At 27.6% G+C, this 20,227-nt stretch carries 19 protein-coding genes and 1 pseudogene; 7 read left to right on the top strand and 13 right to left on the bottom strand.

Annotated elements, in window-relative coordinates:
- A pseudogene (locus tag T369_RS09580) lies at window positions 1–154 on the bottom strand (IS5/IS1182 family transposase); the annotation flags it as partial.
- Between the two features lie 333 nt (window positions 155–487).
- On the opposite strand from T369_RS09580, the gene T369_RS0101105 reads away from it, so the two are divergent.
- Entirely contained in the window at window positions 488–1,306 is an 819-nt protein-coding gene (locus T369_RS0101105) for a DUF6612 family protein (protein WP_031550581.1), read from the top strand.
- A 171-nt stretch (window positions 1,307–1,477) separates the two neighbouring features.
- A complete protein-coding gene (locus T369_RS0101100) occupies window positions 1,478–3,049 on the top strand; it encodes a DUF6612 family protein (protein WP_031550578.1) in 1,572 nt (523 codons plus the stop codon).
- Window positions 3,050–3,126: 77 nt separating this feature from the next.
- Here the strand turns inward: T369_RS0101100 and T369_RS0101095 are convergent, their stop codons facing one another.
- Window positions 3,127–3,948 carry an HAD family hydrolase gene (locus T369_RS0101095; RefSeq protein WP_031550575.1) on the bottom strand — a complete coding sequence of 274 codons (822 nt, stop codon included), beginning with the start codon at window positions 3,946–3,948 and terminating at the stop codon, window positions 3,127–3,129.
- Between the two features lie 193 nt (window positions 3,949–4,141).
- Between T369_RS0101095 and T369_RS0101090 the strand changes: the two genes are divergently transcribed.
- The 5 genes from T369_RS0101090 (at window position 4,142) to T369_RS0101070 (ending at window position 8,904) form a co-directional block, all read left to right on the top strand.
- Window positions 4,142–4,903 (top strand): DUF6612 family protein, encoded by a 762-nt coding sequence (locus tag T369_RS0101090; protein WP_031550573.1) that lies wholly within the window; start codon window positions 4,142–4,144, stop codon window positions 4,901–4,903.
- A gap of 259 nt (window positions 4,904–5,162) precedes the next feature.
- Entirely contained in the window at window positions 5,163–5,939 is a 777-nt protein-coding gene (locus tag T369_RS0101085; protein WP_006364241.1) for a DUF6612 family protein, read from the top strand.
- Between the two features lie 166 nt (window positions 5,940–6,105).
- On the top strand, window positions 6,106–6,867 hold the full coding sequence (locus T369_RS0101080; RefSeq protein WP_031550571.1) for a DUF6612 family protein: 762 nt from the start codon (window positions 6,106–6,108) through the stop codon (window positions 6,865–6,867).
- 156 nt (window positions 6,868–7,023) lie between these two features.
- Window positions 7,024–7,788 carry a DUF6612 family protein gene (locus T369_RS0101075; RefSeq protein WP_031550568.1) on the top strand — a complete coding sequence of 255 codons (765 nt, stop codon included), beginning with the start codon at window positions 7,024–7,026 and terminating at the stop codon, window positions 7,786–7,788.
- A gap of 123 nt (window positions 7,789–7,911) precedes the next feature.
- Window positions 7,912–8,904 carry an ornithine cyclodeaminase gene (locus T369_RS0101070; RefSeq protein WP_031550567.1) on the top strand — a complete coding sequence of 331 codons (993 nt, stop codon included), beginning with the start codon at window positions 7,912–7,914 and terminating at the stop codon, window positions 8,902–8,904.
- Between the two features lie 42 nt (window positions 8,905–8,946).
- On the opposite strand, the gene gloA2 is transcribed toward T369_RS0101070, so the two are convergent.
- From gloA2 to secA, 11 genes are all read right to left on the bottom strand, one after another.
- Window positions 8,947–9,333: an SMU1112c/YaeR family gloxylase I-like metalloprotein gene (gene gloA2 / locus T369_RS0101065; protein ID WP_031550566.1), complete on the bottom strand. Its 387-nt coding sequence runs from the start codon at window positions 9,331–9,333 to the stop codon at window positions 8,947–8,949.
- Window positions 9,320–10,108 (bottom strand): copper homeostasis protein CutC, encoded by a 789-nt coding sequence (locus tag T369_RS0101060; protein ID WP_031550565.1) that lies wholly within the window; start codon window positions 10,106–10,108, stop codon window positions 9,320–9,322. The genes gloA2 and T369_RS0101060 overlap by 14 nt, the downstream gene beginning before the upstream one ends.
- 108 nt (window positions 10,109–10,216) lie before the next feature.
- The gene (locus T369_RS0101055) at window positions 10,217–11,953 is read right to left on the bottom strand and encodes an ABC transporter ATP-binding protein (RefSeq protein WP_031550564.1); all 1,737 of its coding nucleotides are present in this window, start codon (window positions 11,951–11,953) and stop codon (window positions 10,217–10,219) included.
- Window position 11,954: 1 nt separating this feature from the next.
- A complete protein-coding gene (locus tag T369_RS0101050) occupies window positions 11,955–13,694 on the bottom strand; it encodes an ABC transporter ATP-binding protein (protein ID WP_031550563.1) in 1,740 nt (579 codons plus the stop codon).
- Window positions 13,695–13,715: 21 nt separating this feature from the next.
- Entirely contained in the window at window positions 13,716–14,447 is a 732-nt protein-coding gene (locus T369_RS0101045; protein ID WP_031550562.1) for an NAD-dependent protein deacylase, read from the bottom strand.
- Window positions 14,448–14,501: 54 nt separating this feature from the next.
- The gene (locus tag T369_RS0101040) at window positions 14,502–15,044 is read right to left on the bottom strand and encodes a hypothetical protein (protein WP_031550561.1); all 543 of its coding nucleotides are present in this window, start codon (window positions 15,042–15,044) and stop codon (window positions 14,502–14,504) included.
- A gap of 53 nt (window positions 15,045–15,097) precedes the next feature.
- The gene (locus T369_RS0101035; protein WP_031550559.1) at window positions 15,098–15,610 is read right to left on the bottom strand and encodes a hypothetical protein; all 513 of its coding nucleotides are present in this window, start codon (window positions 15,608–15,610) and stop codon (window positions 15,098–15,100) included.
- Between the two features lie 24 nt (window positions 15,611–15,634).
- Window positions 15,635–16,153 carry a hypothetical protein gene (locus T369_RS0101030; RefSeq protein WP_031550556.1) on the bottom strand — a complete coding sequence of 173 codons (519 nt, stop codon included), beginning with the start codon at window positions 16,151–16,153 and terminating at the stop codon, window positions 15,635–15,637.
- A gap of 16 nt (window positions 16,154–16,169) precedes the next feature.
- Window positions 16,170–16,718, bottom strand: a complete 549-nt coding sequence (locus T369_RS0101025) for a hypothetical protein (protein ID WP_031550552.1) — start codon at window positions 16,716–16,718, stop codon at window positions 16,170–16,172.
- A gap of 17 nt (window positions 16,719–16,735) precedes the next feature.
- Entirely contained in the window at window positions 16,736–17,284 is a 549-nt protein-coding gene (locus T369_RS0101020; RefSeq protein WP_006364255.1) for a hypothetical protein, read from the bottom strand.
- A gap of 88 nt (window positions 17,285–17,372) precedes the next feature.
- A complete protein-coding gene (secA, locus tag T369_RS0101015; protein ID WP_031550548.1) occupies window positions 17,373–19,943 on the bottom strand; it encodes a preprotein translocase subunit SecA in 2,571 nt (856 codons plus the stop codon).
- Window positions 19,944–20,227 lie beyond the last annotated feature (284 nt).

The following is a 20,227-nucleotide window of genomic DNA, read 5'->3' as shown; positions in this document are numbered from 1 at the left end:
CTGTCGTATGGCTATAGTATTTTTCTGTTAAATCATAAATAAATTTAAAATCGATAGCTTTATCTACTTTTCTTAAAAAATGGTCTTTAGGTACTATTTCTGATAGTGTCATTAGTATTATTTCATCTTTTATATTTTCTACTTTATTAAACATACTAAAACCTCCTTTGTATACTTATATTATACCATTTTAAAGGTTTTATTTCAGTTAAAAAAAGGCTGTTGACCTATTTGTCAACAGCCTGTGAACTCCAAGTAAATTATTACTTGGAGTTTTTTTATTTTCCCTACTCTATATTTTAAAAAATTTAATAATTACTATTTATAAAAATTATCACTTTTTATGTACTCTTAACTAGAATAATATGTACTATTATAAAATTATCTTGAAAAAGTTTTCTTTCCTATAATATAATACTTAAGATGTTGTATTCATTCTTTTTATATATTATAATATTTATATAAATATTAATATGGAGGTTTTATTATGTACAAATCACTTAGAAAAATTCTGTTAATAATATCCACAGTTATACTATCAGTAGTACTTGCTGCATGTGGTACAAAATCGCAAACTGAGTCTCAACAAGAGTCTCAACCCAAACCTTTAACATCTCAAGATGTTATTGAAAAATATTCTGAAGCTGTAAAGAATGTAAATAGTTTTAAATATACATCAGATTTCACTTCAAAAACTGCTTCAAAAAATCCAGAATCATCACCATTAGGTCCTATTAACTTAGATTCTGGAATTAGTAAAGATGGTGTGTTGTCTTCGGAACCTTTCTCAATACTGACTAACCAAACTATGACACTTACAGGTACGAGTCTTAAAATATCTAATTATATAAACGAATCAAATGAACTATATACAAGAGCAGGTAATGAACCATGGAAAAAAACTAATTCTAAAAAAACTCAAAGCGAAAAAGCTGACGTAGTAAAAAAAGAAATTTATAACGATAAGTTTTTAGATGCATTAAAAAATGTTGCTGGTGATTTAAAACTAGAAGAACAAGGTGAAAACTATGTTCTAAGTTATTCAGGTACTGATGCAAAATTTATGGAAGTACTTCAACAATTTGATAGAGGTGCAGGATCAGTTGTAAATAAGCTTGCTGATACTAATATATTAAGTTTAAATTTTAAATTAACTATTAAAAAATCTAGTTTCGAGCCAACCGAAATACAATTTGATTGTGAAACTGGAAAGAATGAAAGTTCACTAACTACTAAATTCACAGGTAAACGTACATTTTCAGAAATTAACACTGCAAAAGTTACAAAACCAGAAGGTATCAATTAATACTATAAACTCCAAGTATGTGTCTACTTGGAGTTTTTGTTTTTTATATTATAACACATTTACAACTAAGCTGAAATAGCTTACAACCTTGCCATATTAACTTTTATTTGCTTGAATTAATACTATATATAAATTATAATAATTATATAAATATTATTTTTGGGGGGTATTATGAATAAATTATTTAAAAAAAATCTGTTAATGATTTCCATAACTATTTTTATAGCTGCATCAGCTATATTTATTTGCTATAAAAAGGTTCAACATCAGTCTCAAACAGAATCTCAATCATCGTCTCAAACTAGTCCTATAACCTCTCAATATGTGATAGAAAAATATTCTGAAACGGTAAAGAATGTAAAAAGTTTTAAATATAAAACAGAATATTCTACAAATTTTAATAATACAGATCCTAAAGTAGTAGAAAAAATAGGAGCTAAGGATTTAGTAATGAAAAAAATACAAGATGGTACTCTATCTATAGAACCATTTTCATTACAGTCTAACATTTTTTTGACTGATACTAAAAAATCTCAAAATTTATCAAATTATGTAAATGAAAAAAATATTCTATATTACAAAATAGATAATCAATCTTGGAAAAGTAAAGAATCTAGTCAGAGCATTAGCGAGGCAATTGACAGTAATAAAAAATATATTGCTAATGATAAGTTTTTAGATGCTCTTAAAAATGTTGTCGATGATTTAATACTAGAAGAACAAGGTGATAACTATATTCTTACTTTTATAGGAACAGACGATAAATTTATATCATTATTGTCTGAATTTGACAGTGACTTACCTCCTGCTCTAACTGACTTAAAAAAATCCGACGGAAAATATCTTAATTTTAGATTAACTATTAATAAATCTACCTTCGAGCCAATTGAAATATCATTCAAAGCTAGTATTTCTAAACATAACCAAGAGGGCACAGATAGAAAAATAGAAGCAAAACAAACATTCTCAGAAATTAATACTGCAAAAGTTGAAATTCCAGAGGATGTACAATATGAATCTCAGTCAGAATCGCAATCTAAGCTACCCTCACCACAGGACGCATTAGAGAAATTTAGTGAAGTTATCAATGATGTTGAGAGTTTTAAATATCTAACAGAATTTACTATAAAATCTACTAGAAAGAATACAGCAACAGGTGAAATAATGTTTCATGATCACGTAAAAGAAAACACTAGAGAAGAAGGTTCATTCTCTACAGAACCATTTGCAATACTTTCTAATCGAACTTCAGAATTTAGTAATTACACCATGAAAAGAATACAATATGAAAATAAATCGGATATTTTATACCAAAAAGATGATGATAAACCGTGGAGATTAAGAAATGGTGATAAAAATCTTGATAGTAAAGCTGATCGTATAAAATCTCTGATTGCCAACCCTTTGTTATTAGAATTTTTAAAGGGTATCTCTGACAACTTGAAGATTGAAGAGCAAGGAAATAACTATATTTTATCTTATTCAGGAAATGATAATAATATAATTAAGGCATTAAATGGATTTGATAGAAATTTATATATTTTTAATATAAAAGAAATTAATTTGATAAATGTTAATTTAAAAATAATTCTTAGAAAAAATAGTTATGAACCTATTGAAATATCGTTTACTTCCGAATCATTTAATACTTCAAGCGCTGAAAAAATTACTAGAGTTGAGGCAAAACGTACATTCTCTGATATTAATAATACGAAAGTAGAACAGCCTGAAGGTATACAATAAAATTCTAAAACTCCAAGTATATAACTACTTGGAGTTTTTGTTATAGCTTTTGTTTTAAATATTTATTCTTGAAATTCTTATTTTAAATCTTGATTATTAATTATTTTCTCAATTACATAAGCAACGCCATCTTCATTATTAGATTTTGTAATAAAATCTGCATGTTCTTTTACTTTATCTGTTGCATTCCCCATAACAATTGAATACCCTGCACTTTTTAACATTGAAATATCATTTTCTCCATCTCCAAAAGCAACCGTACTATCTCTATCTATATTCTTTAGGTTCATAACATATTCAATTCCTAGCGATTTTTTTGCATTGGTATGTGTTATTTCCAAATAACCACTTAATGATTTTTGAATTGTAATTTTTTCGTCACTATAATTAACTTCTACATAATTAACCAGTTTTCTAAATACTTCAATATCATCTTCTATAAAAGAAACTTTATAAATTTCTTTTAAAATCTCATTAAAATATTGATTAAAGTCCACTAAACTATAGTTTACCTTAACTACTTTCTTCTCACGTTCTATAACCTTATTTACTAAGTCTACATTCCAATTATCTGTATCATATAGACTTATACCTATTTTAGGAAATTTACTTCTAATATCTAAAACTAATTTTCTAGAAAATTCTCTATCTAATATTTCCTTATTCAATATTATAAATTTATTATTTTCTTTTTTAAATACCATAGCTCCATTAAAAGCAATGTGAATCCCACCTACTCCTAAATCATTTAAAATACTTTCCATTTTTTGCGGAGATCTCGCAGAAACTAAAGTTAACGGTATATTGCATTCTCCAATTATTTTTTTCGTATAGTCACTTAGTTCTCCATTATTATTTAATAATGTTCCATCAAGATCTGAAAATAAATGTTTTATCATAACATCACCTTTATAATATAATTTTCACTTTAATTCTATCATATTAATATAACTATTTCCATGTACAATATACTATTTAAAACTAAATATTTTTATTTAATAACAATATTGACTTTTACCTTTATATATACTACTATTATTATATATAAACAACTTTTTTATCCCAAAATTTTATAATAAACGGAGGTATATTATGAAAAATAGTTTTAAAAAAATTCTTTTATTATTTTTTACATTTTCTTTTGCAATAGGGATTTCAGCTTGTGGAATTTCACATAACTCTACTTCTTCAAAAGAAATACTTGAAAAATATTCTGAAGCAACAAAAAATATTAAAAATTTAAAATTTAATAGTATAAATAATATAGCAGTAACTTCAAATGATAAAAAAATCAATATAAAAATCAATATGGACGGTACATTAATATCTGAGCCCACTTCTATGCTTGTTTATATTAATCAACAAATTGATGATCTTTCTGAAAATACCTCTATTTACCTTAAAGATGATAACACATTATATATAAAAGAAGGCGATTCATCAAAATGGATCAAAGAAAATATTTCTGATGAAAATAAGGAAAGTATAAAGTCATTAAAAAATTTAGGTTTTACCGATAAAAATTTACAACTATATCGTGATATCTCAGATAAATTTAAAGTTGAAGAACAAGGCGACAATTATACTCTAACATATTCAGGTAATGATGAAAAAGTAATTGAATTCTTTAAAAAACAAAGCACCACTTCTGATAAATTAGATAATTTTTCATATAAAAATATTACTATTAAACTAATAATAAAAAAATCAAATTATGAACCAGTTGAAATACATACTACAATTGAAAATCAAGGTAAAACAGATACCTCAAATACAATAGTAACCGAAATGAAAGTAACATTCTCAGAGATAAATAAATCAAAAATTACTCCTCCATCAGATATTGAACATTAATAAATAAATTAACTTCAAGTAGAAATATACTTGAAGTTAATTTTTTGTTTTAATATAACTTATATCTATAATGATTTAGAAATTTGTTTAACAAAAATTAAACAAAATATTTAATATCTTTAATAAAATAAACTTGTTCTATGCTATATACAGTAATTCTATTGAAACCGTTTATTGACAATTACTGTAATATATATTATTATTAATATGTATATAATATTATGTTATCACATAAAATAATTAAATATGGAGGTTTTTTATGACTAAATCTATAAAAAAAGTTCTTTTAATGCTTACTACTGTAGTATTAACAGTTGTGCTAGCTGCTTGTGGTTCAGGTGGATCTGGTGGTGGAAGTAGTGCACCAAAAACACCAACTTCTAAAGAAGTATTCGAAAAATATACGGAAGTTGCAAAAAATATTAAAAGTGCTAAATTTATCGCAGATGTTCAAATGTCAGACTCAAAAGGACAATTAACTATGAAAATGAATGGTACTTTTTCAGGAGAACCACTTACAATGTTAGTTGACTATGATATATCAAATGGTAAACAAAGCCAAAAAATGTCTATGTATTTAAAAGACTCTAGCAATATTTACATAAGTCAAGGCAGCTCAGGATGGAAAAAAATGCCAGTTGATGAAGCTACAAAAAAACAACTTGATTCAATAAAAGATGTTGCTGGTAATGAAAAAGCCCTAAACTTCTACAAAAATAATGCGGACAGCTTCAAAGTCGAAGAAGAAGGAGATAACTACGTTTTAACTTATACAGGTAATGATGAAAAATTCAAAGAATTACTTAAAGAACTTGGTTCTTCATCTGGTACAGCTAGCAACTATGATAATTTTAATTTCAAAAATGCTACTGTTAAATTAACAGTTAAAAAATCAAATTACGAACCAGTTGCTTCTGAAGTATCTACTGAACTAGAAAATAAAAAAGATTCTCAAAATACTACAAAAGTAGTTACTAAACAAACTTTCTCTGAAATCAACACAGCTAAAGTTACAGCTCCAGAAGGAGTTAAATAATATACTATCTCTAAGCGATATAATCGCTTAGAGATTTTTTTTATTTCTTTATTTTTTATTATTTTTAGCTAATTAAACATCAATTGACTTTTTATCATAAATAAATTATCATATTTATATAGTAATTATTATTTATTAATAAAAAAATATTTAAAGGAGTGATTAAATGAAAAATACTATAAAAAAATTAGTTTTTATTATTACTATAGTTTTCTTATCTGTATCTTTAGCAGGTTGTTCGACAAAAACTCCTAGTTCTCAAGAAGCTATTGATAAATACACAGAAGCTTTAAAAAATATTAAAAGTGAAACTTACAATTCCGATGTCACTGTTAAAGATATATTAAGAAACAAAGAGAATACTTACAAATTTAATATTAATGGGACTATTGTAGATAACCCACTAGCAATGAATGTAAATATTAAAATAGATAATACAGCACTATCTCTATATATGAAAAATTCAAATTCATTATATGTAAAACAAAATTCTTTAAGTTGGAGAAAATATAAATCATCTAGTGAAACATTAGAACGTTTTGATTCAGCAAACAAAATTAGTCGAGATAAAGAAAATATTGATTTTCTAAAAAGTAATGCTAATGATTTTATGGTTGAAGAACAAGGTGATAACTACGTTCTTACCTACTCAGGAAGTGATGCGAAATACAAAGAATTTTTAATTTCATCTTTTATTGGATTTGGAGAAATGAGTGAATTTAAGAGATATGATTTAAAGAATATTACTATAAAACAAACAATAAAAAAATCTAGTTTTGAGCCTGTTGAATTAAATATTACCTCTGAACTTACTTATAAATATGATTCATCAGTTAAATCTTATATCGACATAAAAACTACAACATCTAATATTAATTTAGGAAAAGTAGCACAACCTGATGACTTAAAAGTTACAAATAATCTCTAAGCGGTAATTCGCTTAGATTTTTTTTATAGATATCATTAATCTTTTCGTCTAACAATCTATTCTAGAATTGATTGACAATTTTTCTAAATTTCATTATTATATTTATATAATGTTAATTATTATTTATTTCTAAAAATCTTAAAAAGGGGCATTTATATGAAAAGTACTATAAAAAAATTAGTTCTTATAATTTCTACAGTTATTTTAAATATAGTTTTAACAAGTTGTTCGACAAAAACGCCGACATCACAAGAAGTAATTGATAAATATTCAGAAACTTTAAAAGGTATAAAAAGTTTAAGTTACAACTCGGATATTACAATGTTAATTAAAAGTAATAGTAAAGAAACAAATTTAAAGTATAACGTAAATGGTTTTGTTGAAACCAAGCCAATATCAACAATTACTAATATAACTAACAATGGCAATACAGCATCTGCCTATATGAATGATTCAGAAACATTTTATTACAAACAAAATAATACCTCGAAATGGATCAAATTAAAAGCAAATAGTGAAAACGTAAATCGCGTTTATTCAAACAACAAAATTAGTATTGAAAACGAAAGAGTTAAGTTTTTAAAAGCTAACGCAAATGATTTTAAAGTTGAACAGCAAGGAGATAATTTTATTTTATCTTATTCCGGAAATGGTGAAAAATATAAAGATTTCTTAATTAAATCATTTATTGCCACTGGTAATGCTAAGACCATAAACAAAGCTAATTTAGAAAGTATTACTATTAAACAAACTATTAAAAAAGACAGCTTTGAACCAGTAGAATTGTATATTAACTGTACAATTTCTAATAAAGGATCTAGTTCTTATACGGCGGATATAGAACTTATAACTACTACATCTAATATTAATTTAACAAAAGTAGTACAACCTGAAGACTTAAAAGTTACTAATAATCTCTAAGCGGTAAAATTGCTTAGGGATTTTTTATTATCCCCCTACCTTATATATTGTTTTATAAAATATTTATTATTCTCAAACAATTTGTTATAATAAAGTTATATTATTAATATGGGGTAAAACATTATGATTATACTAAATAAAGAAGAAATTCAAAAATCCCTTCCTATGAAGGAAGCTATAGAAGTTTGTAAAGAGTCTTTAAAAGACTATTCAGAAAATAAAACTAATATACCACTTAGAATTAACTTACCAGTTGAAAAATACAACGGCCAAGCACTATTTATGCCGGGAAGTATTAGTTCAAACGAAGAAAAAGTTGGTATCAAAATAGTTTCGGTGTATCCAAATAATGCACAGTATAATTTACCTTCAGTTCCTTCAACAGTTCTTATGATAGATTCTAAAACAGGGATAGTAAATGGTTTATTAGATGGTACTTACCTTACTGCACTTCGTACCGCAGCTTTACAAGGAGCTGCAACTGATTTATTAGCTAGAAAAGATAGCAAAGTAGCTACTCTTATAGGTACAGGTGGTCAAGCATTTGAACAAGCACGTGCACTTTTAACTGTTAGAGATATTGAAGAACTTCGTATTGTTGGTCGAAACCCTGAAAAAACTAGAAAATTTGTAGAAAAGCTAAAAAATGAATTAAGTGAATTTTCAACTAACATTTTAGCATATGAACACACTAATGAAGCTGTTAAAGATTCTGATATTATCACAACAGTCACAACTTCTACAACACCTACATTTGATGCTAAATATATAAAAGATGGAACTCATATTAATGGTATTGGTTCTTTCACACCTGATATGATAGAACTACCTACAGAATTAATTAACAAAAATAATAAAATTTATTTCGATACTAATGATGGAGTCCTTAGTGAGGCTGGAGATATATTACTTCCTCTTGACAAAGGATTAATAACTAAAAGTGATTTTAAAGGTGAACTTGGAGACTTAGTTCTAAACCCAGCTATTGGAAGAGAAAATAATAATGAAATAACTATATTTAAGTCTGTTGGAACTGCTGTATTAGATATAGCATGTGGATATGAAATTATTTCAAAAGCACAAGAATTAAATCTTGGTACAAAAGTAGATATGTAAAAATTTAGACTAGAAACCTAAAATTAAGTTTCTAGTCTTTTTTTATTCATGTATTTCTAGTGGTAATCCATCAGGATCAAAGAAAAAAGCCATTTTTTTACCATCAAAATCATCATATCTTAGACCTTCATGTACAACACCTAATTTATCAAACTCCTCAAGAACATCTTCTACACTATCTACTTTAAAAGCAAGATGTCGAAGTCCAGTATATTCTGGAGAAGGCATAGGTGGTCTAATTGGGGCATCTTCTTTTATAAAAATTTCAAGAACTATATCCCCTTTTTTAACATTTAACAAAATATCATTTTTTTCAGGTCTATTATACTCACTAATCTTTTCAAATTTCAATTTATTAATATAAAAATCAGTAGTTTTATTGTAGTCAGTTCCTATTATTGCTATATGGTGTATTTTAGATAGTTTCATTATTTTCCTCTAGATTATTCTCTATTTTTTCTAATTCATAATTTCTAACTATAGCTACCACTTTATTTAATTCAAGTGGATCTACTTGTTCATAGTCACCTTGTTCAGTATATGCAAATGATACTTCTTCCCCACGTGTTGTTGGATCATTTTCGTATTCTTTAAATGTTCCGTGAATTTGATTCACACTTGTTTTATCTAATAACCTTACTACATTTTTAGAATCAATACCAGCTCCAGCAAGAATTTCTATATGTTTTCCATATTTTTCTTGGAATATTTTTAATAACTTACTACCACGAATAGCATTTTCACCCAATCCACTTGTTAGTATTCTTGTACAACCTAATCCTATTAATCGTTGTATATTATAATCTGGCTCCTTAGAACAATCAAATGCTCTATGAAATACACTCTCTGCTCCAAATTTATCACATAATTCAATCATCTTCTCTGTGGCTTGCCAGTCTATTTTTCCATCTTCCGTTAAAAATCCAAAGACTATTCCGTTAGCCCCATGTTTTAAAAGCTCACGTGCTTCTCTAAACATTTGATTCTTTTCTATCTCACTATAGCAAAATCCTCCCCCTCGAGGACGTACCATTACCATAATTGGTACTACTACTCCACTTTCTAGTACCATATCTAATAATGTAGTTGTAGGTGTCAAACCTCCCAAATAACTTGCACTAACTAACTCAATTCTACTTGCACCCTCACTTTGAGCAATTAAGCAATCTTTTACACTACTTGCACATACTTCTACTTTTATCATTTACCATTTCTCCTTTATTCAACTATAAATTTATTATATCACAAAATTATATCTTTTATATAAAAAAAATCAGTAATACCTATGTGATATTACTGATTAATATTTTATTTATTGCATCATTCCAGCTTGTAATTGATACATTTTATAATATGTGCCTTTACGTTCTAATAGCTGTTCATGTGTTCCTGATTCTATTATCTCACCTTTATCAAGAACATAAATACAATTTGCATCTTGTATTGTTGATAATCGGTGTGCTATTGCAATTGTTGTTCGACCTTTACGCATCTTCTCTAATGAGCATTGGATAGTCTCTTCTGTCTCCGAGTCAATATTTGCTGTAGCTTCATCTAAAATTAGTATCTTAGGTTCAGCCGCTATAGTTCTCGCAAATGTAATAAGCTGTCTTTGACCACTGGAGAAAGTAGAACCACGTTCAGTTACCTTACTTTTATACTTTTCTGGAAGTTCTTGGATAAAATTATCCGCATCAACAAATCTTGCCGCTTCTTCTATATCATTTTCAGTCAAGTTATCTTTATACATCCTAATATTAGACTCTACTGTCCCATGATATAAAAATGGATCTTGAAGTACTAATCCAATCTTATCTCTTAATTCTTTAGTACTATAATCTTTTATATCTACACCATCTATAAATATCTTACCACGCTCAAATTCATAAAATCTTAAGAAAAGATTAATAATCGAAGACTTACCTGAACCGGTAGATCCAACAAATGCTATTGTCTCTCCTTTATTTACATTGAACGAGATGTTTTTAAGTACATCTTGCTTACCATCATATGAGAAACTTACATTTTTAAACTCAATATTACCTTCTTCAATTTTATAATCACTATTACTTTGTTTCGGTTCATATTCAGTATTATCTATTAATTCAAATACCCTTCCGGCAGAAATCATTGATGTTTGAAGTACACTAAAGTTTTGCATAAGTTCTATTAATGGATTAAACAGTTGGTTAGTATATTGGATAAATGCATATATTAATCCAGCTGTAAAGCCTGCAGTTTGCCAACTAAGACCAAAGTAAGTTAGTATAACTCCATACGCTAATATTTTAAATAATGCCATTGCTGGTCTAAGTAATAAACTATCTACTGCTAAAGACTTGCTCATATAACGTAGGTGCTCTTTATTAACACCTTCAAACTCATCTAATAATCTCTTCTCTTGATTAAAGGCTTGTACTATTCTCATACCCTCTATAGACTCAGATAACTTTGTATTTAAATCACTCAACTTAGCTCTTGTTATCTCTACTAATCTACTAGAAAGTCTTTGATATAAATATACAGAACCTAACATTATCGGTATAAATAAAATCATTAGTATAGTTAATTGCCAACTTAAAGATACCATTGCTGTTAGTGTTACTACAAACATTAATACCGAATTTAAGAAACTTGAAAATATTGTTCCAAACATATCTGCTACTGCTTGAGTATCATTAGTTAATCTAGATACTATTGAACCTACTGGTGTCTTGTCAAAGTATGACATACCTAATTTTTGTAAGTTAGAAAAACTTTCTTCTCGTAGATCTCTTACTATACTATGTGCTACTTTAGAAAAATAATATTCACCTATAAAAGTAAAGACTACCCTTAATATAAATAATCCATAGTAACCGGCTAATATATATAGTCCTGCTGTTGCTATATTTTTTGTTATGTAATTATCTATATAGTACTGTGCTAAAAGAGGAATTGCTGTCGCTACTAATGTAGTAAGTAAGATAAAAGATAAAGCTATAAAAGTTAATCCTTTATACTTAGACATATAGCGTAATAATCTGAAAAATGTATTGCTCTTCTTCAAACTAATTTCCTCCTTTCATCTTCTCTTCTAATTGCTGAGTATTATATGTTTCTTTATACCAACCATCTTGTGCAATTAGTTGATCATGTGTACCACGTTCTATTATCTTCCCATTATCCATTACTATTATTAAATCTGCATGAACAATAGCTGATAATCTATGTGCAGTAATAATAGTTGTCTTACCGCTTCTTTCTTCTTTTAAGTTTTCTAAAATTAAATGCTCTGTTTTAGCATCAACTGCTGATAATGAATCATCTAAAATTAATATTTCTGGATTCATAATTAATGCACGACTCATAGCCATACGTTGTTTTTGTCCACCTGATAATGATACTCCGCGTTCTCCTATAATAGTATCAAAACCATCAGTCATATTTACTATATCATCATATATTCCACAAACTTTAGTAATATCCTCTACCTGTTTGTCCTTATACTTAGTATCAGCAAATCTAATATTTTCTTTTATAGACATTGCGAATAATACTTGGTCTTGTGGAACATATCCTATTAAGCTTCGAAGATCGTTTAACTTATAATCTTTTATATTATGATTATTTAAGTTAATACTACCATCTTCGACATCATATTCTCTAAGTAATAATTTTAATAAGGTAGTTTTACCTGAACCAGTTACTCCTACTATTCCTAATGTTTGTCCTTTATCTATAGCAAACTTAATATCAGATAATGTTTCCTCTCCTACATAAGAAAAACTATTAATGTTATACTCTAATCTACCATTATGTGCTGGTATCGTATTTTCTTTTTCTACGACATCATTCTCTTCTGCTAGTAGTTTCTCTATACGTGTATAAGATACATCACCACGTTGACCTATATTAAATAACCAACCAATTGCCTGAAGAGGCCATACTAACATATCAAGATATGTAACAAAAGTTACTAAATTACCAACACTTATTTCTCCTCTTGATATAAATATTCCACCAAAGATAAGTGTTAGTGTATAAGATAACCCTACAAATACAAGTACCATTGGATCAAATAGAGCATTGTATTTAGAAGCAATAATATTTTTACTAAATACCTTCTTATTAGTCTCTCCAAAACTATTAATCTCATCATTACCATAACCAAATGATTTAGTAACCCTAATACCAGATACACTCTCCTGTACTTTATTATTAAGGTCAGAAAATGATTCTTGCGCTTCTTTAAAACTTTGGTGATTTTTCTCACCTAGTTTATTAGTAGCATAAGCTAAAAATGGTAATGGAATAACAGCGATTAATGTTAGCTTAGCACTTATTAAAAATACCATAGTAAATAAAGTTACTAACGCTGTTATACTAGCGTCCACCGCTGACATTACTCCTCCACCTGCAACCATAACAACAGCATTTACATCATTAGTTGCGTGAGCCATTAAATCTCCTGTACGGTACTTTTGATAAAATGATGGAGACATTTTTGTGAAGTGTTGGAACAATCTAAAACGTAGAATTCGACCTAAATTGTACGCTGCACCAAAAATATAAACACGCCATACATATCTTAATCCATACATTATAAAAGCAGCTAATACTAAATAAATAATATTAATAAACAACTGACTATTAGTTAAATTACCCGCTTCTATTTTATCAACTATATTACCTATTACTTTAGGTGGTATTAAATTAAAGACACTTACTAAAGATAGAGCCAATATACCTATAATATATCTTCTCTTCTCTAATTTTAAAAACCAGCCTAGTTTTCTAATTAAATTCATTATATTTCCTTTCTATATATTTTATTTTTCACTTAATTGTTCATCAAGTTCTTTACATACTTTTCCTATACTATCATTAATGACTAAATCAGCCATATTGTCTTGAGGAGTTTTAGTTTTATTTATTACTACTAAATATTTTCCTCTAAAATATTGAATAAGGTTAGCTGCTGGATATACACTAAGTGAAGTACCTCCGATTATTAATACTTCCGCTTCTTGAATATACCTAATTGCAGAATTAAATGTAGTCATATCTAACTCCTCTTCATATAAAGTTACATATGGTTTTATAACACCAGAACATTTATCACAACGTGGAATTTCTTCTTTTTTATTTAAAAACTGTTCCAAATTATAATATGCTCCGCACTTAGTACAATAATTTGCATCTACAGTACCGTGTAATTTTAATACATTTTTACTACCTGCTTGTTCATGTAGAGTATCAATATTTTGTGTTATTACTGCTTTTAGTTTACCCATTCTTTCTAATTTAGCTAAATAATAATGAGCTGCATTTGGTTTAGCATCTGGATATATTAAGTTCTTTTTATAAAAATCAAAGAAATCCTCTGGATATCTTTCAAACATTGTTCTAGATACTAATTGTTCAGGACTAAAGCTTCTATTTAGCTTTATACTGAATATTCCATTAGCACTTCTAAAATCTGGTATATTAGATTCGGTTGAAACTCCAGCTCCACCGAAAAACACTATATTATTACTTTTATTTATATCACTAATTTTCATAATAAATCTCCTCCTAAATTCAGAAAACAATAAGTAAACTTTGTAATTTATAGCCTACTGTTTATTTTCTATAATTTCAATCCTATATTTTTCATTTAAGTACGATGACAAATCTTCCCAATCTTCTGTTTTAAACTTACAAAGATTAACATATAGTAGCACTCTTAGAATACTAGGGTCTATTATAATATTACTCTTTGAAATTTTGTTTAATCTAGTTATCTCTTTTAATTTTAATTCAATAAAGTAGCTTTTACTATTTGTATGATCTGGATCACTCACATCTACTACCTTATATTCTGCAGATAATAAATCCTCTTTTGGTATAAATGTCTCCTTTTGAATTATTATTCCAGAATATGCATAAATACCTTCATCAGTAAATTCAAAAGACACATTATTACCAAATAATCTTCTCACAGCTCCAATTGCAGCATAAACACCAGCAAGTAACATAATAATTTCTACTATTACTAAAAAGTTTATTTGCTCTAGATCAAAAATTCCATAATTACTAAGTATTAAAAAATTAATTAATACTACTATGGAAAACATTAAATATCCATACCCTACAATTTTTGCATAATATATTTTCATTAATATCTTACCTTTCTTAACAAGACTTATAACTCATGTTTTATTCTTAGTTATTAAATGACATCAATACTATAATTTTTCTCTAAATATGTTAATATCTCTTTCCATTCTTTTAAACTAAAGTTACATTGATTTAAATGTAGTTTTATTACCAGTTTTTCTGTATCAAAAGATATATTAGAGTTTGAAATTTTATTTAACCTTGTATCTTCTTTTACTTTAAACTCTATAAAGCAATCTGTATCATAGTTAAGATTAGGATCACTTTCTTTAACTTCTTTATATGTAGCCGAAATTAAGTTATCTTTTGATATAAATGTTTCTTTTTCTATAATTAAGCCACTATAAATATATACTCCTTCAGGTGCAACTTCAAAAAACTTTCTTCCTAACAGTTGTTTTATTATAACAAATAAAGAATAAAGTCCTAAAACTACTTGTATTATAAGTGCTATATTTATATTAGCTATATTAAGTTTAGAATCATACGCAAACGTACTTAGAAATAAAAGTAATACAAAAAATATATACTTTATTCCAGCAAACCTACTATAATATATTTTCACAGTATCATACCTTTCATTACTAATTTATACTTCAACAACAATCCCATAATGTTCTTTTATATACTCTACTAACTTAAGTAGATCTTTTCTCTTAAAAACACATTGGTTAGTTGCTAAATCTATAGATTTATTTTTTTTATGATATCTTAAAAAATTTTTCTTTAATTCTTTTTGTTCTTTATTAATAAAAACTGATAATTCATAATCCATTTTTTTATTTATATAAACACTTATATTATTTATATCTTCTTTCTTAATTAAAAACGTATCATATTTAATTTTACCAGTTGAAATAACAATACCCTCTACAGTAAATTCAAACGCAACAGGATTAATAAATAATCTATTAATTCCTTCAAATATAAATCTACAAGTGAAAATTAATATTGGTAAAGGAAATACGATAAATATAAATAATCTTACTGATATTGCAAAATCAGCATCAACATAAAGAGCTTTTAAAATAGGAAGAAGAGCTAAAAACATTATAATACCTATTAATACTAAGAGTATTGATAAATATTTCTTAAAATAAATTTTCATAGTAATAATTTTCCTTTTAATCTCTTATAAATTTAAAGTCATATGTATTTGAACAATAATGTTCAAGTTTGTCTATAATACGTGGATTTATTTTACAATCTGATAGATGCATTCTTAAAGTTTTAAATCTCATATTTTTATCAAAATTTGTAAAAATACCAATTTCACGCAAAATATCATCATTTTTAAAAGTAAATCTGAACATTCCTTCTACTGGTAAAGATGCTTCATTACTACTTTTAGTTATATGTTCAAGTTTTATAATTTCTTCTTTTGATATAAACAATTTTTCTAAGTTAAACGCGCCGCAGTAAATAGTTATACCTACAGCAGAAAATTCTACAGCCGTATTTACTATAAATAACCTTCTTATTGTCATAACAGTAAATCCTACACTAAAAATAAAAGCAAATAATAAAAGTAAACTAAGCAAAATTTTTGGTAGAATCTCTATTTTAGGAATCTTAAACATTAGTACGTACAATGCAGCAGATAGAGCTATTAGCATAATAATACTACATACTAGCATTACCGTGTAAGCAAACTTACTATAATAAATTTTCATATACTATCATTCCTTTATTATCTTTCAAATTTTATTTTATAAACAGTTTTAAAATAGTATTCGACACTATCAATTATATTCCAAGGAACAAGGCAATCATTTAATCTTATACCTAATGTTTTAAAATTCATATCTTTTGTAAAATTGGTAAATTTACCTAAGCTTTTTAAAATATCATCATTTTTTAAATAAAAAACAAATGATCCTTTGTCCCATCTAGCTCTACTAGTAGTAGTATAAGTATATGTATTATAACGTACAAGTTTTATTAATTCTTCTTTAGGAATAAACAATCTTTTAAATCTAAATGCTCCGTAGTTGATATATACACCCTCTTCGCAAAGCTCTAATACAGCCCTATTAATAAATAGTCTCCTTACTGCCATCATTGTAAATCCTATACCAGAAATAAGGATAAATACAAAGAACATATCACAAAAAATCACAGTCCAAATATCTATCTCTATTTTAAACATAAGAAAAATAAGAACTGGTGAACATATTGTCATAACAATACCAGCTATAAGTACAACCGTATAAGCAAACCAACTATAATAAACTTTCATTTATTAATCTCCTTCATTTTGTTTTTAATATATCAAAGAGGAAACTTATATAAGTCTCCTCTTCATAATATATTCTTTCTCTACCAAATTATTTATTAGCTTCGCGTTCTTTTTGAGCTTTTAATTCTTTAATTCTTTGTTTACGCTCTTCCATACGAGCTTTTTTCGCTTCACGAGCTGAGCTTCTTATTGGACCACGTGCTATATGTTCTTTACTATCGTTAGTAGTAAGTTTAGTATTTTCTTCTTTGATTTCAATATCTTCATGACGTTCTACTCTAATACGTAATAAGTTAGAAACTACTTCTACTTGAATATCATCAATCATATACTCGAACATTTCGTGACCTTCATTTTTATATTCACGAAGTGGATCGATTTGACCGTAAGAACGTAAGAAGATACCTTTTCTTAATTGGTCCATTTGGTCAATATGATCAGTCCATCTATCATCTATTGCATTAAGAAGAATATATTTTTCGAACGAATTCATAGTATCATCACCAAGTAAATCACGTTTTTCTTGTAATTCTGCTTTAATTTTAGCAATAGTAAGTTCTTTAATCTCTTCATCAGACATTACATCACCGTACTCTAATTCAGTGATAGGGTTTTGTCCTAAGAATTTCTCATTGATAGATTTGATAATCTCTTCTGTTTCTTCTCTTTCACTATGTACTTCTCCCATAGTTTGACTAGCGTATTGAATAGTTTTTTCAACTGCTTCATCAATCATTTCATAAACAATATCAGTAACTACTTCATTTTCTAATACTTCATTTCTTTCAGCATACATGATTTCACGTTGTTTACGTAATACATCATCGTATTGAAGTACTTGTTTACGTGCATCATAGTTATTACCTTCAACACGTTTTTGGGCACTTTCTACTGAACGGCTGACCATTCTACTTTCGATTGGAGCGTCTTCAGTTGCACCCATAATTTTTTGTAATCTATCAGCTCCAAAACGAACCATAAGTTCATCTTCCAATGATAGATAGAATCTACTGTAACCTGGATCTCCTTGACGACCAGAACGTCCACGTAACTGGTTATCGATACGACGTGATTCGTGACGTTCAGTACCAATAACAGCTAATCCACCAAGTTCACGAACACCTTCACCAAGTTTAATATCCGTACCACGACCAGCCATGTTTGTCGCGATAGTTACAGAACCTTTTTGTCCTGCTTGTTTAATTATTTCTGCTTCACTTTCATTTTGTTTAGCATTAAGTACTTTATGTGGTACTCCGTATTTATATAGAAGTTGTGAAACTAATTCACTCGTTTCAATAGAAACAGTACCTAATAAGATTGGTTGTCCTTTTTCATGACGTTGTTTTACTTCACGAGCAACTGCGTTAAACTTAGCTGTCATATTTGAGTAAATAAAGTCAGGTGCATCTTCCCTTAATACTGGTCTGTTTGTAGGAATTGTAGTAACAAACATGTTATAAATATTTCTAAATTCCTCTTCTTCTGTTTTACCAGTACCTGTCATACCACTAAGTTTTTTATACATTCTAAAGTAGTTTTGGAATGTAATTGTTGCCATAGTTTTACTTTCATTTTGAATAGGTACACCTTCTTTAGCCTCGATAGCTTGGTGTAATCCTTCAGAAAAACGACGACCAGGCATTGTACGACCAGTGAATTGGTCAACGATTAAAATCTCACCATCTTCAGCAACTACGTAGTCAACGTCTAAGAACATTGTGTAGTTAGCTTTTAGCGCTTGGTTAATATGGTGTGTTAAATCAACATTTTTTAAATCATATAGATTTTTTAATCCAAAGTAACTTTCAGCTTTATCTATACCAATTTCTGATAATTGAATACTTTTAGTTTTAATATCAAGAGTATAATCTCCATCACTACCATCTTCTTCTGTAGCTCTCTTAAGTGTCTTTACAAAAGCATCTGCTACTTTATATAATGAAGTTGATGCTTGACCTTCACCAGAGATAATAAGTGGTGTACGTGCTTCATCAATAAGTACTGAGTCGACCTCATCAATTACGGCATAGTTTAAAGGACGTTGCACACGAGCTTCAACTGTTTTAACCATGTTATCTCTTAAATAGTCAAACCCTAATTCGTTGTTTGTAGAGTATGTAATATCTGCATTATATGCTTCTCTTTTTTCTTCAGGATTTAATGAGTTTAAGTTAAGTCCTACTGAAAGACCTAGATAGTTATATAATACTCCCATCTCTTGAGCGTCACGTTGTGATAAGTATTCGTTTACTGTTACTACGTGTACTCCTTCTCCACTTAAAGCATTTAGATAAACAGGCATTGTCGCAGTAAGAGTTTTACCTTCCCCTGTTTTCATCTCAGCGATATCACCACGGTGAAGTGCGATACCACCCATAATTTGTACTTTATATGGTTTCATTCCTAATGCACGAAATGCTCCTTCACGAGCAGTCGCAAATGCATCAACTAAAATTTTATCTAATATATCAGCTGTAGATTTTCCTTTTTCTTTTTGTTCAGCAACATACTGTTTAAATTCTTCTGTTTTATTTTTTAATTGTTCATCACTAAGACTAGAGTATTCTTCATCTTTAGCTAATACTTTATCAGCTAGTTTTGATAAGCTTTTTACTTCTCTTCTGTTAGCGTCAAATAATTTTCCTAAAATTGCCATTAACATTTTCCTTCCAAAATATTTTTTGAAAATAATTAAAAATATTATTAATTATTTCACTTAATCAATATTGAACATTCAACTCTTTGAACCCTCAATAAAATATTTTATTCAAATTTAGTAATAATTTAAAAGAAATACACACTATCTTTAAAGTTAGTATTTCTTTACATCATATAATTATAACACTCATTGACCTTTAAAGCAACAACAATAACACGAATTGTGAACTTATTGAATAAGGTTAAACTCTGTTTTTTTCTATAAATATTTTTCTAAATTCT

It is taken from the genome of Gemella sanguinis ATCC 700632 (assembly GCF_000701685.1).
In the GTDB taxonomy this organism is placed as follows: domain Bacteria; phylum Bacillota; class Bacilli; order Staphylococcales; family Gemellaceae; genus Gemella; species Gemella sanguinis.
This window is presented reverse-complemented; position numbering and strand designations above follow the sequence as displayed.

What these genes read in the sequence shown, in the direction of transcription:
- T369_RS0101075 (WP_031550568.1), top strand. Translation starts at nt 7,024, where the DNA reads ATGAAAAGTACTATAAAAAAATTAGTTCTTATAATTTCTACAGTTATT.
- T369_RS0101090 (WP_031550573.1), top strand. Translation starts at nt 4,142, where the DNA reads ATGAAAAATAGTTTTAAAAAAATTCTTTTATTATTTTTTACATTTTCT.
- T369_RS0101085 (WP_006364241.1), top strand. Translation starts at nt 5,163, where the DNA reads ATGACTAAATCTATAAAAAAAGTTCTTTTAATGCTTACTACTGTAGTA.
- T369_RS0101020 (WP_006364255.1), bottom strand. Translation starts at nt 17,284, where the DNA reads ATGAAAGTTTATTATAGTTGGTTTGCTTATACGGTTGTACTTATAGCT.
- T369_RS0101040 (WP_031550561.1), bottom strand. Translation starts at nt 15,044, where the DNA reads ATGAAAATATATTATGCAAAAATTGTAGGGTATGGATATTTAATGTTT.
- T369_RS0101045 (WP_031550562.1), bottom strand. Translation starts at nt 14,447, where the DNA reads ATGAAAATTAGTGATATAAATAAAAGTAATAATATAGTGTTTTTCGGT.
- T369_RS0101060 (WP_031550565.1), bottom strand. Translation starts at nt 10,108, where the DNA reads ATGATAAAAGTAGAAGTATGTGCAAGTAGTGTAAAAGATTGCTTAATT.
- T369_RS0101105 (WP_031550581.1), top strand. Translation starts at nt 488, where the DNA reads ATGTACAAATCACTTAGAAAAATTCTGTTAATAATATCCACAGTTATA.
- secA (WP_031550548.1), bottom strand. Translation starts at nt 19,943, where the DNA reads ATGGCAATTTTAGGAAAATTATTTGACGCTAACAGAAGAGAAGTAAAA.
- T369_RS0101095 (WP_031550575.1), bottom strand. Translation starts at nt 3,948, where the DNA reads ATGATAAAACATTTATTTTCAGATCTTGATGGAACATTATTAAATAAT.
- gloA2 (WP_031550566.1), bottom strand. Translation starts at nt 9,333, where the DNA reads ATGAAACTATCTAAAATACACCATATAGCAATAATAGGAACTGACTAC.
- T369_RS0101030 (WP_031550556.1), bottom strand. Translation starts at nt 16,153, where the DNA reads ATGAAAATTTATTTTAAGAAATATTTATCAATACTCTTAGTATTAATA.
- T369_RS0101025 (WP_031550552.1), bottom strand. Translation starts at nt 16,718, where the DNA reads ATGAAAATTTATTATAGTAAGTTTGCTTACACGGTAATGCTAGTATGT.
- T369_RS0101070 (WP_031550567.1), top strand. Translation starts at nt 7,912, where the DNA reads ATGATTATACTAAATAAAGAAGAAATTCAAAAATCCCTTCCTATGAAG.
- T369_RS0101050 (WP_031550563.1), bottom strand. Translation starts at nt 13,694, where the DNA reads ATGAATTTAATTAGAAAACTAGGCTGGTTTTTAAAATTAGAGAAGAGA.
- T369_RS0101080 (WP_031550571.1), top strand. Translation starts at nt 6,106, where the DNA reads ATGAAAAATACTATAAAAAAATTAGTTTTTATTATTACTATAGTTTTC.
- T369_RS0101100 (WP_031550578.1), top strand. Translation starts at nt 1,478, where the DNA reads ATGAATAAATTATTTAAAAAAAATCTGTTAATGATTTCCATAACTATT.